Annotated in this window: 13 protein-coding genes and 1 riboswitch; of the genes, 10 read left to right on the top strand and 3 right to left on the bottom strand. The window is 73.9% G+C overall.

The window, feature by feature from the left end; genetic code table 11:
- The first annotated feature begins 23 nt into the window (after window positions 1-23).
- From EXU32_RS09405 to EXU32_RS09415, 3 genes are read left to right on the top strand one after another with little or no spacing between them, the layout of a single operon-like run.
- On the top strand, window positions 24-1,160 hold the full coding sequence (locus EXU32_RS09405; RefSeq protein WP_130629670.1) for a cobalamin biosynthesis protein CobG: 1,137 nt from the start codon (window positions 24-26) through the stop codon (window positions 1,158-1,160).
- Window positions 1,157-1,825, top strand: a complete 669-nt coding sequence (locus EXU32_RS09410) for a precorrin-8X methylmutase (protein WP_130629671.1) — start codon at window positions 1,157-1,159, stop codon at window positions 1,823-1,825. The genes EXU32_RS09405 and EXU32_RS09410 overlap by 4 nt, the downstream gene beginning before the upstream one ends.
- Entirely contained in the window at window positions 1,822-3,393 is a 1,572-nt protein-coding gene (locus EXU32_RS09415) for a precorrin-2 C(20)-methyltransferase (RefSeq protein WP_130629672.1), read from the top strand. The genes EXU32_RS09410 and EXU32_RS09415 overlap by 4 nt, the downstream gene beginning before the upstream one ends.
- 89 nt (window positions 3,394-3,482) lie before the next feature.
- Here EXU32_RS09415 and EXU32_RS09420 read toward each other — a convergent pair whose 3' ends face one another.
- Window positions 3,483-4,040: an acyl-CoA thioesterase gene (locus tag EXU32_RS09420; RefSeq protein WP_130629673.1), complete on the bottom strand. Its 558-nt coding sequence runs from the start codon at window positions 4,038-4,040 to the stop codon at window positions 3,483-3,485.
- Between the two features lie 63 nt (window positions 4,041-4,103).
- On the opposite strand from EXU32_RS09420, the gene EXU32_RS09425 reads away from it, so the two are divergent.
- Together EXU32_RS09425 and EXU32_RS09430 are read left to right on the top strand one after the other, a co-directional pair.
- Window positions 4,104-4,721 carry a dihydrofolate reductase family protein gene (locus tag EXU32_RS09425; protein ID WP_130629674.1) on the top strand — a complete coding sequence of 206 codons (618 nt, stop codon included), beginning with the start codon at window positions 4,104-4,106 and terminating at the stop codon, window positions 4,719-4,721.
- A 44-nt stretch (window positions 4,722-4,765) separates the two neighbouring features.
- Window positions 4,766-6,061 (top strand): class I SAM-dependent methyltransferase, encoded by a 1,296-nt coding sequence (locus tag EXU32_RS09430; RefSeq protein ID WP_165399633.1) that lies wholly within the window; start codon window positions 4,766-4,768, stop codon window positions 6,059-6,061.
- An 11-nt stretch (window positions 6,062-6,072) separates the two neighbouring features.
- On the opposite strand, the gene cobM is transcribed toward EXU32_RS09430, so the two are convergent.
- Both cobM and cbiE read right to left on the bottom strand, forming a co-directional pair.
- On the bottom strand, window positions 6,073-6,858 hold the full coding sequence (gene cobM, locus EXU32_RS09435; protein ID WP_130629676.1) for a precorrin-4 C(11)-methyltransferase: 786 nt from the start codon (window positions 6,856-6,858) through the stop codon (window positions 6,073-6,075).
- Complete coding sequence (gene cbiE, locus EXU32_RS09440; protein ID WP_207233769.1) at window positions 6,855-8,072, bottom strand: precorrin-6y C5,15-methyltransferase (decarboxylating) subunit CbiE; 1,218 nt, start codon at window positions 8,070-8,072, stop codon at window positions 6,855-6,857. Before cbiE ends, cobM begins: the two co-directional genes overlap by 4 nt.
- Before the next feature lie 20 nt (window positions 8,073-8,092).
- A riboswitch (cobalamin riboswitch) is annotated at window positions 8,093-8,277 on the top strand.
- On the opposite strand from cbiE, the gene EXU32_RS09445 reads away from it, so the two are divergent.
- From EXU32_RS09445 to EXU32_RS09465, 5 genes are all read left to right on the top strand, one after another.
- Window positions 8,273-10,366, top strand: a complete 2,094-nt coding sequence (locus EXU32_RS09445; protein ID WP_130629678.1) for a VWA domain-containing protein — start codon at window positions 8,273-8,275, stop codon at window positions 10,364-10,366. Its footprint overlaps the riboswitch before it by 5 nt.
- Window positions 10,366-10,980: a cob(I)yrinic acid a,c-diamide adenosyltransferase gene (gene cobO, locus EXU32_RS09450; RefSeq protein ID WP_130629679.1), complete on the top strand. Its 615-nt coding sequence runs from the start codon at window positions 10,366-10,368 to the stop codon at window positions 10,978-10,980. Before EXU32_RS09445 ends, cobO begins: the two co-directional genes overlap by 1 nt.
- A complete protein-coding gene (locus tag EXU32_RS09455) occupies window positions 10,974-13,607 on the top strand; it encodes a cobyrinate a,c-diamide synthase (protein WP_207233770.1) in 2,634 nt (877 codons plus the stop codon). The genes cobO and EXU32_RS09455 overlap by 7 nt, the downstream gene beginning before the upstream one ends.
- The gene (gene cobA / locus EXU32_RS09460; RefSeq protein WP_130629680.1) at window positions 13,604-14,362 is read left to right on the top strand and encodes a uroporphyrinogen-III C-methyltransferase; all 759 of its coding nucleotides are present in this window, start codon (window positions 13,604-13,606) and stop codon (window positions 14,360-14,362) included. Before EXU32_RS09455 ends, cobA begins: the two co-directional genes overlap by 4 nt.
- Entirely contained in the window at window positions 14,359-15,135 is a 777-nt protein-coding gene (locus EXU32_RS09465) for an adenosylcobinamide-GDP ribazoletransferase (RefSeq protein ID WP_130629681.1), read from the top strand. Before cobA ends, EXU32_RS09465 begins: the two co-directional genes overlap by 4 nt.

The following is a 15,135-nucleotide window of genomic DNA, read 5'->3' on the forward strand; positions in this document are numbered from 1 at the left end:
CCCGACACGTATGCTGCGGGCGCGTGAGCATCCCTTCGTCATCCCGCAGCGGCGCTGACCGCTGCCCGGGGCTGCTCACCCCCTTCATCTCGGCGGACGGTGCGATGGTGCGGCTCAGGCTGCCGGGCGGTCGCGTCGACGCCGCGACGGTGCGCGCAATCTCTTCTCTCGCAGTCAGATTCGGCGACCCGGACATCACACTGACCTCACGCGGCAGCCTGCAGCTGCGCGGCCTGCCCGACCCGCTCCCCCGCGAGCTGGTCACCGCCATCGGTGACCTCGGCCTCGTCCCGTCGGGTGAGCACGACAAGGCCCGCAACATCGTCGCGGACCCCGACGAATCGCTCGATGACCTGGTGGAGGCCCTGGACGAGGCCCTCCTTGCGGACCCGGCCCTGGCCGGGCTGCCGGGACGCTTCCTCCTCGCGGTCGCGCGGCCCGGCGGTCCCGTGCTCGGAGAGCCGTGGGACATCGCCGTCGTGGACGAAGGGGGTTCGGTCCGCGTCCTCGTGGGCGACCACGGTGTCGTCGTCCCTCGCGACGGTGCGGCACGGACCGCTCTCGACGTCGCCCGTCGCTTCCTGGCCGTCCGCCCCGATGCCAAGACATGGAATGTGCGCGACCTGCCCGCCGCTGCCCGGGGGTCCCTGCTGCCGGAGGGGACCCCCTTCGTCGTGGAGGCCGAGGCGCCACCGCTCCCCGGGCCGGACGGGGATTACCTCGTGGCGCTCGTGCCGCTCGGGCTGCTGACGCCGCGGATGGCCGCGGCCCTCACCACGCTTCGAGGCTCGTCGCAGGGCTCCTCGCACCTCAGCGAGCGTCTCGTGATCACCCCCTGGCGCTCGATCGTGGTCCGGGGCGGGGCGGGCCTCGCCGACGACCTGGCCGCGGCCGGGTTCGCCACCGCGCCAGACTCCCCCTGGACCGTCCTGACCGCCTGCGCCGGGGCCCCCGCGTGCGCGCGGACCACCACCTCCACCCGCGACCTCGCGCGGGACGCAGCAGCCTTGGTCGACCCCACTGGACCACCCGTCCACGTCATCGGGTGCGACCGCTCCTGCGGTCACCCCGCCCGAGCACACACCATCTCCCTCAACCCCTCGACCGCGGCTGATGTCGTTGCCGCGCAACGCTCTCCGATCACCGAAAGGTCCTCATGACCTCCCTTCGCCAGCCGCCCAGTCGCTACGACTACGTCACCGACGGCCAGGAGATCTACCGCCGGTCCTTCGGCATGATCCGTGACGAGGCCGACCTGTCCGGGCTGCCCACGGACCTCCACGGCGCGGCCGTGCGGATCATCCACGCCGCCGGTGACGTCGCGATCACGAGCGAGATCGCCGGGCACCCGCAGGTCGCCGCCGCCGCGCACGCCGCCCTCCTCGCCGGCGCGCCCGTCCTCACCGACAGCAACATGCTCGCCTCCGGCGTCACCCGCCGGCGCCTGCCCGCCGACAACGAGGTCATCTGCACCCTGCGCGACGAGCGCGTGCCGGCTCTGGCCGCCGAGTGGGACACCACCCGCGCCGCCGCTGCCGTCTCTCTGTGGGGCGAGCGTCTCGAGGGCTCCGTCGTCGCGATCGGCAATGCCCCCACCGCGCTCTTCCACCTGCTCGAGATGCTCCAGGACGGGGCCCCACGACCGGCCGCGATCGTCGGGATGCCCGTGGGCTTCGTCGGCTCGGCGGAGTCCAAGACCGCTCTGGCAGAGCACGACCTGCCCGGTGGGTCGATCCCCTGGCTGGTCGTCCACGGCCGCCGCGGCGGCTCCGCCATGGCCGCAGCCGCGCTCAACGCGCTGGCAAACCCGGACGAGCTGGCATGAGTGCCCCCACGAGCACCGGCCGCTTCTACGGTGTGGGCATCGGCCCCGGCGACCCCGAGCTGATCACCCTCAAGGCGGCCCGGCTCATCCGTGACGCCGACGTCATCGCCTACCACTCCGGCGTCGGCAAGCAGTCCATGGCGCGGGGGATCGCCGCGGACCTCATCCCCGAGGGCGTCCTCGAGGAGGAGCTGCGCTACCCCGTGACGACCGGGATGACCGACCACCCGGGCGGCTACTACGGAGCGCTGGCCGAGTTCTACGACGAGTGCTCCGCCCGGCTCGAGGCCCACCTGTCCCAGGGCCGGACCGTCGTCGTGCTCGCCGTCGGTGACCCGCTCTTCTTCGGCTCCTTCATGTACGTCCACGACCGGTTGAGCCCCCGCTATCCCACCGAGGTCGTCCCCGGCATCACGGCGATGTCAGCGGCCACCGCCGCGGTCGCGACCGGCCTGTGCCGGCACGAGGACACCCTCACCGTGCTGCCCGGGACCCTGCCCGTGCCCGAGCTCGCCCGGCGGCTCGCCGACACCGACGCGGCGGTCATCATGAAGCTCGGCCGCACCTTTGCCGGGGTCCGTGAGGCCCTGCGTCAGGCGGGGGTCCTCGACCGGGCCGTCTATGTCGAGCGCGCCTCTGGCACAGGCGAGGTCGTCGTGCCGGCAGCCGACGTCGACGAGGGGCGCGTGCCCTACATGTCCATCGTCGTCGTGCCCGGCGCCGACCTGCGGGACGACGCCGCCGGCCGGGCCGCGGACTTCGCCCGGATCACGGCCGCGCACGAGGCGCCGACTCCCGACGACTCGGCTCCCCGGGACACCACGGGCACCGTGCACGTCGTCGGTCTCGGTCCCGGCCCGGACCGCTGGCTCACCCCCGAGGCATCCGAGGTCCTGGCCCGCGTCGACCACGTCGTCGGCTACGCGCCGTACGTCGCCCGGGTGCCGCAGCGCGAGGGGCTGACCCGCCACGCCTCCGGCAACACCGTCGAGCTCGACCGTGGCCGGCTGGCCCTCGACCTGGCGAAGGGGGGCGACGACGTCGCGATCGTCTCCGGCGGCGACGCGGGGGTCTTCGGAATGGCGACCGCGATCTTCGAGTCGCGTGAGAGCGCGCTGGCTGACGACGCCGGGTACGCGGACGTGCCCGTCCGCGTCGTGCCCGGGGTCACCGCAGCGCATGCTGCCAGCGCCCTCGTCGGTGCCGTGCTCGGCGGCGACCACGCGCTGGTCAACCTCAGCGACAACCTCAAGCCGTGGCAGGTCCTCGCCGACCGGCTCACCGCTCTCGCCACCAACGACATCTCGGTCGCGCTCTACAACCCCCGCTCGGCCTCGCGCCCGGACACCCTGGGACGCGCTCGTGACCTGCTCGTCGAGGCGGTCGGCCCGACGCGGGTCGTCGTCGTCGCGCGTCACGTCGGACGGGACCAGGAGTCGGTCGTCGTGACGACCCTCGGCGAGCTCGACGTCGATTCCGTCGACATGGGCTGCCTCGTCGTCATCGGGGCGTCCACCACCCGTGCGACGGGCGACGGACGGGTCTGGACGCCGCGTTCGGTGGGCTGACGCGAGCCCGGCGTCGTTGACGGCGCCCGGCTGCTCCTCTCGGGGGGACCGGGTGACCTCAACGACGCCGGGCTCGGCGCGCCTGAGCCTCAGACCCAGAAGGGCGCCGGTCCTGCCGGCGCATCCGCACGGGGCGAAGGGAGCCGGGTCCCGTCTCCCCACCCCTTCGCCCAGTCCGGGACGGCCGAGGGAGGCGGGTCGATGCCGAGCAGCTGCCACAGGCGGTCGGGGTCGACGCCCTTGCCCTTGCGCAGGAAGCGCATCCGCACCAGGGCCTGGGCGCAGACCTGGCCGTCGACGACGAACCGCTGCTCGTAGTAGACGCTGATCCGGTCCCAGCCGGCGAGTGCGCTGTGCAGCTCGTAGGCCTGCAGCGGCTGCAGCGAGGTGCGGAAGGTCATCGTCTCCTGCATGACGACCGGCGAGACGCGGTGACGCACCTGCGCACGCAACCACCCGGAGCGGATCGCGAGGTCGATCCGACCGAGGTCGGCCATCGTGAAGTAGACGCCGTTGTTCATGTGCCCGGCGAAGTCGATGTCGTTGGGCAGCACCCGCAGCGGGAGCACGGCGTGCTCGGTGGGGCCGACCCGGCCACGGCGGCGGGCGGTCGCCGCGGTCCAGACGACGCGAAGGATCTTGTTCACCCCGGCATCCTCTCTCGTCCCGCGCCCTCGACCGTTGTCGGCAGTCGGTGCCACGCTGTGAGCATGGCCACGATCTACTGCACCGCCACGAGCCTCGACGGCTTCATCGCCGACGACGACGAGAGCCTGTCGTGGCTCTTCGCCACCGTCGGCCACGACCAGGACCCGCAGGGCCGCTACGGCGACGACGCCAGCCTCGACTTCGACCAGTTCCTCCCGACCGTCGGGGCCGTGGTCTGCGGCGCCAACACCTACGCGTGGGTGCACCGCGAGCTGACGCACGACGGCTCGGACTTCACCTGGCCCTACGAGCAGCCGTCCTGGGTCGTCACCCACCGCGACCTCGACCTGCCCGAGGGGGTGCAGAGCTTCACCGGCGACATCACCGACCTGCACGCCGCCGCGACCGAGGCCGCCGCCGGCAAGGACGTGTGGATCGTCGGCGGCGGGGACCTCGCCGGTCAGTTCGCCGACGCCGGCCTGCTCGACCGGGTGTGGATCCACCAGACACCGGTCACCCTCGGCGCCGGCGCACCGCTCCTGCCTCGCCGGTTGCGCCTGGAGCGCGTGCGGCTCGCGCGCGACGGCCAGTTCACCGCCATGCTCTTCGACGTCGTGGGTCCCGAGCCCCGTCGCGTCGGAGATGTCGACGGAGCCGCAGAGGTCTACGCCCAGCAGTGACTGTTTCGCTGGACATGCGGCCGCACCCCGCTACGTTGGCAGGTGTGACTGCATCCATGCATGACACCGACCGCGGCTGGGACCTCGTGCGACTCGCCGAGGCCACGCCCAAGGCCCTCGACGGACGCGTCCGCAGCGAGCTCGAGCGCGGCAGGCGGGACTACCAGCCCCTGCGCAGCGAGGTCATCGACCCCGCCGACCGGGCCGTCCCGGAGAGCCCCAACAACCGGGCTCGCCTCGAGAGGCTCGCCGACTACGTCCTCGACGGCGACGCCATCGTCGAGATCGGGTGCGGGCGGGGGTTCGTGGGCGGCCAGCTGCTCGCCGCCGGCGCTGGCCACTACAGCGCGATGGACATCGTCGCCGACTACGCGCGCAGCGCCCGGGCGGTGCTCGAGTCCCTCGGCCACGGCGACCGCCTCGGGCACATCCGGCAGCAGGACCTCTACACCCTCACCCCCCGTGATCTCGTTGACGCCGACCTCGTCGTCTGCTCGGAGGTCATCGAGCACGTGCCCGACCCCGAGGCCGCCCTGGAGGCCATCGGCGGGGCGTTGCCCGAGGGGGGCGAGCTGCTCTTCACGGTCCCGCTGCTGGGCAAGCTCGAAAAGGTCTGGGGCCACCTGTCGATCTTCACCGCGGAGCGGCTGCAGTCCATGCTCGAGAGGGCCGGGCTGACGGCCCACCACGTCGAGCCCCTCGTGGGCCAGTGGGTCCTCGTCCTCGCCGGCCCCGCCGGTGTGCCCACGCAGCGGCAGGACGAGCGCCTGACGCAGCTGCGGGTCCGCGCCGCCGACCACCCCGAGGTAGCGCTGCCGGCCGACCTGACCCCGGTGCCGACCCAGCCGACCCGCTTCGACAACGTCGCCACGCGGACCCTCGAGGTGAGCGCCGTGGGCGACGCCCCACCCACCGCCGGGGTCCGGGTCACGCCGCCCGACGACGCGGACCAGACGGTCCGGGTCGCGGTCGAGGCCGGAGCCGTCGGCGACGAGGTCACCGGTGGCGTGGGCATCTCGCTGGCCGGCGCCGGCCCGGTCGAGGGGGCGCGGCTCTCCTTCGAGGTCGAGGACGTCACGCACGTGCGGCAGGTGACGGTGACCTTCCGTCGCCCCGACGCGAGTCCCGCCGGCGAGTGGCGGTGGCGGCCGAGCGACCAGGACCGGGCTCGGGTCGCCGTCGCGCACACCGCCTCGCTGCGGCCCGGTGCCCATCGGCCACCCTTCTCGGGCCCCCGACGGGCTCAGGTGCCCGAGGCCGACCGCGTGGAGGTCACGGCGACCGTCGCCGCCGGCGGCACCGCCCGCCTGCGGATCGTCCGGTGGGGCTGGATCCGCTGAGCTGCGGCCAGCTAGCGCTGGCCACCGGGGACGTCTGCGGCCGCACGGTCGTCGCGCTCGGCCAGCCGCCGGCACGAGTACAGGTGCGACTCGACGAAGCCCTCGGCCCGCAGCGCCCACCCGACGACGATGATCGCGGCCTGACGCAGGTCGTGGGCCTCGACCTGGTCGGCGATGTCGGCGAGCGTCCCGCGCAGGATCAGCTCCTGCGGCTGCTCGACGCGGTAGGCCACGGCGACCGGGCAGTCGGCGCCGTAGTGCTGGGCGAGCCGCTCGGCGAGCTCGCGGGCACGGCGGATCGCCAGGTGGAGCACGAGGGTCGCTCCGGTCGCGGCGAAGGCCTCGAGGGACTCCCCCGACGGCAGAGCGGTGGAATCGCGCTGGGCACGGGTCAGCACGACCGACTGGGCCACCTCGGGCACGGTCAGCTCGCGGCCCAGCCGGGCTGCGGTCGCGGCGTAGGCCGCGATGCCGGGCGTGATGTCCCACGGGATCCCGGCCGCGTCCAGCCGGCGGGTCTGCTCGGCGATCGCGGAGTAGACCGAGGGGTCCCCCGAGCAGAGGCGGGCGACGTCCTCGCCGCGCTCGTGGGCGGCGACGATCTCGGCGGTGATGCCATCGAGGTCCAGGACCTGGGTGTCGACGAGCCGGGCACCCTGCGGGCAGTGCTCGAGGACGGCCGCGTCGAGGTAGGTCCCGGCATAGAGACACACCTGGCTCGCCGCCAGCAGGCGCGTGGCCCGGACGGTCAGCAGGTCGGCGGCGCCGGGACCGGCGCCGATGAAGTGGACGGTCATGAGGTGCCCTTCGTCGTGGCGAGCTGGACGACGGCACGCGCCGGCGTCCAGGACAGGAAGCGTCCGAGCGTGACGGCGTGCTCGACGGACAGCCGGGTGAGCTCACCCCCGGCTCGGTTGTGGGTGGCGATGAGGGCCGACTCCCCTTCGAGGGTGACGGCATGGGCGACGAGGCGGCCGCCGGGGCGAAGGGAGGTCCACGTCCGCTCGAGCAGGTCGACGTCGAGTCCCCCGCCGACGAAGACCGCCTCGGCGTCGGGGAGCCCGGCGAGGTCGGTCGTCGTGGTGTCGCCGACGACGACCTCGACGCGTCCGGCCAGTCCGAGGGCCGCAGCGTTGGCGGTGATGCGTGCGGCACGCTCGGGGTCGCGCTCGACGCAGGTGGCCGTGGCCCGGTCCGCGGCGAGGCACCACTCGAGGGCCACCGAGCCGTTGCCGGCCCCGAGGTCCCACAGGTGGGCGCCGGGTGTGGGACGCAGCCGCGCCAGTGCCGAGGCCCGCACGTCGCGCTTGGTCAGCTGCCCGTCGTGGTCGATGAAGCTCTCGGGCCGCCCTGGAGCCGTCCCGGCGGTCCGCGACGAGCGGACCGGATCGTCGGCCCTGGCCTCGACGCAGACGACGACGAGGTCCGCGGTGGTCGCGGTGAACTCGTGCGCGGGGTGGGCCAGCGCGCCTTCGTCCGATCCGCCCAGGTGCCAGCGTGCAGTGAGCAGGCTTGTCCCCCAACCGCGTTCGGACAGCAGAGTCGCCAGTCGTGCGGGCCCATCGCCGTCGGAGCAGAGCACGACGAGGCGGGCGCCCGGCGTGAGGTGGGGCAGGACCGCGCGCAGGTCACGACCGACAGCGGTCACCACGACGGTCTCCTCGGCGGACCAACCCTGCCGGGCCCGAGCGAGGACGTCGCTGCCGACGGCCGGGTGGATCCGTACCCGGTCGGCCCCGAGGAGCTCCACGAGCGTGGTCCCGATACCGGAGCGCAGCGGGTCGCCGCTGGCGATCACCACCGCGTCCCCGACCCGGTCGAGCAAGGCGGGCAGGGCAGCGCGAAGGGGGCTGGGCCAGCGCACCATCTCGGCCCCGGCAGCGACGTGGTCGGCCACGAGATCGAGGTGACGTTGCCCGCCGATGACGGTGGCGGCACGCTCGACGAGGCCGCGCCGCCCGTCGTCCAGGCCGGCCCAACCATCGTCTGCGATACCCACCACGTCGATCACGGACGCCAACCATAGGCCCCCGTCGGCTGTGGCATGCTGGCGCTCGGCGCAGCCAACCGAGGAATCCGGTGCAAGTCCGGAGCGGTCCCGCCACTGTGAAGGCCCTGTGGGCCCAGCCAGAACATCGGTCTGCGTTCGTCGGAGCGAGCCCGCCCGGCGTGTCTTGACGGCGAGCGTGGACACTCGCCAGGAGGTTTGGCGTGACTGCTCCGGTCTTCCCCTTCACCGCCCTCGTCGGCTCCGACGAGCTGATCACCGCACTGCTGCTCAGCGCGATCTCCCCCGAGATCGGCGGCGTCCTCGTCCGCGGCGAGAAGGGCACCGCGAAGTCGACCGCGGTCCGCGCCCTCGCCGCGGTGCTGCCCGAGCAGCAGGTCGCGCTCTCCTGCCGATTCGGCTGCGACCCCGAGCGTGCCGATGACTGCCCCGACGGCCCGCACACGGGGCCGGCGACCACCCGCCCCGCTCGTCTGGTCGAGCTGCCCGTCGGTGCCACCGAGGACCGCGTCGTCGGCTCGCTCGACCTGCGCCGTGCTCTCGGCGAGGGCGAGGCGGCCTACCAGCCGGGCCTGCTCGCGGACGCCCATCGCGGCATCCTCTACGTCGACGAGGTCAACCTGCTGCACGACCACCTCGTCGACGTGCTCCTCGACGCGGCCGCCATGGGACGCAACACCGTCGAGCGCGACGGCGTCTCGATCTCGCACCCCGCCAGGATCACCCTCGTCGGCACGATGAACCCCGAGGAGGGCGAGCTGCGGCCCCAGCTGCTCGACCGATTCGGCCTGACCGTCCACGTCGCCGCGAGCCGTGACCCGCACGTGCGGGCCGAGGTCGTGCGGCGCCGGCTCGCGGCCGACCTCGACCCGGCCGGCTTCGCCGCCGGCTATGCCGCGTCCGAGGCCCAGCTCACCGAGCGGCTCGCCGCGGCCCGCGAGAGCGTGGCGCGCATCCGGCTCGAGGACGTGACCCTGCGGACCATCGCCCGGGTGTGCGCCGGCTTCGACGTCGACGGCATGCGCGCCGACATCGTCACCGCGCGCACGGCCGCGGCCCACGCCGCCTGGGCCGGACGCGAGCACGTGACCCGTGAGGACATCCGGGCCGCCGCGCTCCTGTCGCTCCCCCACCGTCGGCGGCGGGCCCCCTTCGACGCTCCCGGTCTCGACGAGGACCTGCTCGACCGGTTGCTCGACGAGGAGCCCGAGCCGGAGCCGCCGGTGCCACCGACTGGTGGGGATGACAGCGACGGCGATGTCGATGGCGCCTCCCCTGACGAGTCCGGACCGGGTGACGGCGCGCAGGAGGAGGGTCGGTCCGGCGACTCCCGTCCTGCTCCACCGGATGGGTCAGCGGACGACCGCGGCGAGTCGCCCACCACAGCCCCCGATGACCCATCACGAGGAGCAGAACCGGAGCGGGCGGAAGTGCCCGACACCAGCCCTTCAGGGGCGTCTGCCCCCGCTGCCACGGCCATCGCCAGCACCCCCTACCGCGCCCGTCGCCTCGAGCTCTCCGGCGTCGGCTCCGGACCGACCGGGCGCCGCTCCCCCGCTCTCACCCCGCGCGGTCGCGTCGTCGGTGTCCACCCCGCCGGCAACGAACCGGCAGGTGCTCCGGTCCACCTGACCGCCACCCTTCGCGCCTCTGCGGCTCGTCGAGCGGCCCGCACCGGGCCGGCCCGCGTGACCGGCGACGACCTGCGCCATGCCGTCACCCGCGGCCGCGAGGCCAACCTCGTGCTGCTCGCCGTCGACGCCTCCGGCTCGATGGCCGCCCGCAAGCGGATGGGCGAGGTCAAGACCGCCGTCCTGTCGTTGCTCCTGGACGCCTACCAGCGCCGCGACCGGGTGGGGCTGGTGACCTTCCGCGGGAGCGGCGCCGAGGTCGCCCTGCCGCCCACCTCGTCGGTGGACGCGGCCGCGGCGCGCCTGGCCGAGCTGCCCCACGGCGGACGGACGCCGCTCGCGGAAGGCCTCACGCAGGTCGCCAGAGTCGTTGCGAGAGAGCGCATCCGCGACCGCAACCAGCGCGCGCTCGTCATCATCGTCACCGATGGCCGGGCCACCGCAGGACCCGATGCCCTCGCGCGCGCCCAGCACATCGCAGACGCGTGGGGGCACACCGCGGACACCGTCGTCGTCGACTGCGAGTCCGGCCGCTTCCGCATGGGGCTGGCCGCGGACCTCGCCCACCGGATGGGCGCCGAGCACATCGCCCTCGAGCAGGTCGCCGCGAGCGGCCTCGTCGAGATCGTCACCGACCGCACCGGCCCACGAAGGAGCGCTGCCTGATGGCACAGGGACAGACCCCCGTCACCCCCCAGGACGGACTCACCACGCGGCAGCGCCGCAACCGCCCGCTCGTGGTCGTCCACGGCGGCACCGGCAAGGGCAAGTCGACGGCCGCCTTCGGTCTGGCCCTGCGCGGCTGGAACCAGGGCTGGGCGATCGGCGTCTTCCAGTTCGTCAAGTCCGCCAAGTGGCGCATCGGCGAGGAGGAGGTCTACAAGACCCTCGGCCGTGTCCACGAGGAGACCGGCGAAGGGGGCCCGGTCGAGTGGCACAAGATGGGCTCCGGCTGGTCGTGGTCACGCAAGGTCGGCAGCGAGGAGGACCACGCCGCCGACGCCCGCGAGGGCTGGGCGGAGATCAAGCGTCGCCTCGCCGAGGAGACCCACACCGTCTACGTCCTCGACGAGTTCACCTATGTCATGAAGTGGGGCTGGGTCGAGCTCGACGACGTCATCGACACGCTCACCAACCGCCCCGGCTACCAGCACGTCATCATCACCGGCCGTGACCCGCACCCGCGGCTGCTCGAGATCGCCGACGTGGCAACCGAGATGACGAAGATCAAGCATCCCTTCGACCAGGGGCAGAAGGGCCAGAAGGGCATCGAATGGTGACCCTCCCCCGGGTGCTCGTCGCGGCCCCCGCCTCGGGCCACGGCAAGACCACGATCGCCGTCGGGATCATGGCGGCCCTCTCCCGCCGCGGGCTCACCGTCGCCCCGGCCAAGGTCGGCCCCGACTACATCGACCCGGGCTACCACGCCCTGGCGACCGGACGACCCAGCCGCACCCTGGACCCGTGGCTCGTGGGCGAAGGGAGGGTCGCCCCCCTCCTCGTGCGCGGCGCGACCCACCCGACGGTGGCCGACATCGCGGTCCTCGAGGGCGTCATGGGCCTGATGGACGGGCGCCTCGGGACCGACGGCTTCGCCTCGAGCGCGCACGTCGCCGCCCTGACCCGCACCCCCGTCGTGCTCGTCGTCGACGTCAGCTCGACCTCGCGGACGGTGGCCGCGACCGTCCACGGCCTGGCGACCATCGACCCCGCTCTCTCCGTCGTCGGGGTGGTGCTCAACAAGGCCGGCACCCCGCGCCACGGCGACGAGGCCCGCCGCGCGGTCGAGTCCGTCGGCGTCCCCGTCTGGGGTGTCCTGCCGCGCGACGCCGCCATGCACGTGCCCTCGCGCCACCTCGGGCTCGTGCCCGCCGCCGAGCGCGCCGAGGCCGCCGCGACCCTGGACCACATCGCCGCCGTCGCCGAGGAGCACCTCGACCTCGACGGACTGCTCGCCGCCGCGGCGTCGGCCCCCACGCTCGACGCCGAGCCGTGGGACCCGACCGCCGCCCTCACGCTCCCTGCCCTTCGAGACGGCGCTGGCGCGCCTCCTCAGGACCCGGAGCTTGCGCAGCAAGCGTCTCGAAGGGACTCCCCCGTCATCGCGGTCGCCGGCGGACGCGCCTTCACCTTCCGCTACCCCGAGACCGTCGAGCTGCTCGAGGCGGCCGGCGCACGGGTCGTCGAGCTCGACCCGGCCCGTGACGTCGCCCTGCCCGACGGCACCCGGGGCCTCTACCTCGGAGGTGGCTTCCCCGAGGTCCACGCGCGGACGCTGGCGACCAACCGCCCACTCGTGCACCAGATCAAGGCCGCCATCGAGGCCGGCATGCCCACCATCGCCGAGTGCGCAGGGATGCTCTACCTCGCCGAGACCCTCGACGACCACCCCATGGTCGGCGCCCTGCCCGCGCACACCGCGATGGGTCGGCGACTGACCCTCGGCTACCGCGAGGCGACCTCACTCGTGGACTCGGTCCTCGGCCCTGCCGGCACCCGGGTCACGGGCCACGAGTTCCACCGCACGGCCACCGAGCCCTCCGCCGGCACGCCCGCCGCGTGGTCGCTCGACGGCCGCGAGGAGGGCTTCGCCCTCGACCCCGCCGGCACCGGCCGGGCGACGCTCGTCGCGTCCTACCTGCACACCCACTGGGCCGGGTCCCCGTCGGTCGCTGCCTCCTTCGTCGACGCCGCGGCTTCGCACGTGCACCCCGGGTCGCCGGATCACCCGCGTGGCTGGGACGGCCGCGGACCGGGAGGGGTGGCCCTAGGGGCTTCGCACGTGCGCCCCGGGATGTCGGAGTCCTCGCGTGATCGTTCGCAACCGGCTCAGCCCTTGAGTCGGGCCACCCGCACCCGATCCGCGTCCTCGGCGGACGTGGTCGACCCCCTTCGTCACCATGGGGATCTTGAGGTCGCTGCCGACCTCGTCGACCTGGCGGTCAACGTGCGGCTGACGCAACCGCCCGCGTGGTTGGCTGCTGCCCTCGTCGACGAGCTGTCCTCTGTGGCTGCATATCCCGACCCGACGACGGCTCGGGATGCCCTGGCCGCTCGGCACGGGCTGGCGCGGGCGCAGGTGCTGCCGACGAGCGGTGGGGCCGAGGCCTTCACGCTGCTCGCCCGGGCGCTGGCACCACGCGACGCCGTCGTCGTGCACCCGCAGTTCACCGAGCCGGAGGCCGCACTGCGAGCCGCCGGTCACGAGGTGCGCCGGGTACTGCTGCGACCCGAGGACGGCTTCGCCCTCACCGCTGGCGCGCTCGAGCAGATCGGCGACGCCGACCTCGTCGTCATCGGCAACCCGACCAACCCGACGGGCGTGCTCCACCCGGCCGACGCCATCCGCTCGCTCGTGCGACCGGGGCGGGTCGTGCTCGTGGACGAGGCCTTCATCGACGCCGTCCCCGGCGAGCGCGAGTCGCTCCTGACCGGCGACCTCGACGGCCTGCTCGTCGTGCGCTCCCTCACCAAGACCTGGGCCGTGGCCGGCATCCGCGCCGGCTACCTCGCCGGCGACCCCGACCTGGTCGCCGCTCTCGCGGCCCACCAACCCCACTGGTCGGTCGGCTCGCTCGCGCTGCGCGTCATGATCGAGACCGCCACCCCGCACGCCCTGGCAGAGGCCGAGCGAGCCGCCGAGGAGCTCGCCTCGTGGCGGACCCACCTCGTCGCCGGACTGCACCTCCTGGCCATCCCGACAGGGGGCAGCGACGCTCCCTTCGTCCTGGCGCAGGTGGGTGACGGTGTGCACACTGCCCTGCGCGAGGCTGGCTGGGCCGTGCGCAGGGGAGATACTTTCCCCGGGCTCGACCCCACGTGGGTGCGGATCGCCGTCCGTGACCCCCACACCATCGACGGGCTGCTGCGAGAGCTGGCCCACCTGCTCCACCGGAGGACCGCATGACCGACGCCATCACCACGCCCACCGGGCGCGTCCTGCTCGTCGGCGGGGGTCCCGGCGACCCCGGGCTGCTCACCGTGGCCGGCCGCGACGCGCTCATCGCCGCCGACGTCGTCATCACCGACCGGCTCGCACCGATCGCCGCGATCGCCGAGCACGCCCCGCAGGCCGAGGTCATCCACGTCGGCAAGATCCCCCGCGGCGAGTTCACCCCGCAGGAGCGGATCAACGAGCTGCTCGTCGAGCACGCCCGCGCCGGCAAGGTCGTCGTGCGGCTCAAGGGCGGCGACGGCTACCTCTTCGGCCGTGGCGGCGAGGAGTGGCAGCACTGCACGGCCGCCGGAATCCCCGTCGAGATCGTGCCGGGTGTCTCCTCCGCATTCTCCGTCCCCGCCCTCGCCGGCATCCCCGTGACCCACCGCGGCCTCTCCCAGGGTGTCGCCGTCGTCTCCGGGCACGTCGCTCCGGAGGACCCGCGCAGCGAGGTCGACTGGGCCGCCCTGGCCACCTCCCGCCTCACCATCGTCATCCTCATGGGCGTCGCCACCCTCGGGTCGATCGCCGAGGCACTCATCGCGGCCGGTCTCCCCGCGGACACCCCCGCAGCCTGCATCGCCGACGGCGCCAGCCCGCAGCAGCGCACCATGCGCGCGGCCCTGTCCGAGATCGCCTCCGCGGCGGACGAAGGGGGCTTCGCTCCCCCTGCCATCACCGTCGTCGGCGAGGTCGTCGACGCGCTGGGCGGGGCGCCGGGATGAGCAGTCCGGGTGCCGGGTTGCGCTTGGCCGTGGGGACCTTCACCCGGATCCCCAGCGGGACGGTGGCGCTCGACGCCGCCACCGCGCGCACGGCCCTGCTCCTGGCACCCGTCGCCGTGCTGCCGCTCGCGGCACTCGCGGGACTCGTCGCCGCGAGCGTCGAGCTCGGGACCCCACCACTCGTCGCGGCCGGCCTGACCCTCGCCCTCCTCGCGTACGGCTCGAGGGGCATGCACCTCGACGGTCTGGCCGACACCGTCGACGGCCTCGGCGCCGGGTGGGACGAGGAGCGGGCGCGGGAGGTCATGCGTCGCGGTGACGTCGGCCCGATGGGCGCGGTGGCGCTGGTGCTCCTCCTGCTCGTGCAGGTCGCGGCCATCGCCCACCTGCTCGGCTCCGGCTGGCAGGGCGCCCTCGTCGTCGGCTGTGCCGTCGTCATCTCGCGAGCGGTCTGTGCCCCTCTCTGCGTGCGCGGGACGACACCGGCCCCCGGGTCACGACTGGGAGCGGCCTTCGTCGGGACGGTCCCTCCCGCAGTGGCGCTCCTGCCGATGCTCGTCCTCGCGGTGCTGGTCGGCTTCGCGGCCCGCGCAGCCCTGGGCTCCGACGTCGCGCTGGGCATGGTTTTCGTCGCCACCGCCATCACCTACGTCGCTGCAATGGTCCTGCGAGAGCGGGCCACCCGCGTCTTCGGCGGGGTCAACGGCGACGTCCTCGGAGCGGCAGTCGAGATGTCGCTGCTCATCGTCCTCGTCGCCCTCACGGTGGCCTGA

It is taken from the genome of Janibacter limosus, from assembly GCF_004295485.1.
GTDB classification, from domain to species: Bacteria; Actinomycetota; Actinomycetes; order Actinomycetales; family Dermatophilaceae; genus Janibacter; species Janibacter limosus_A.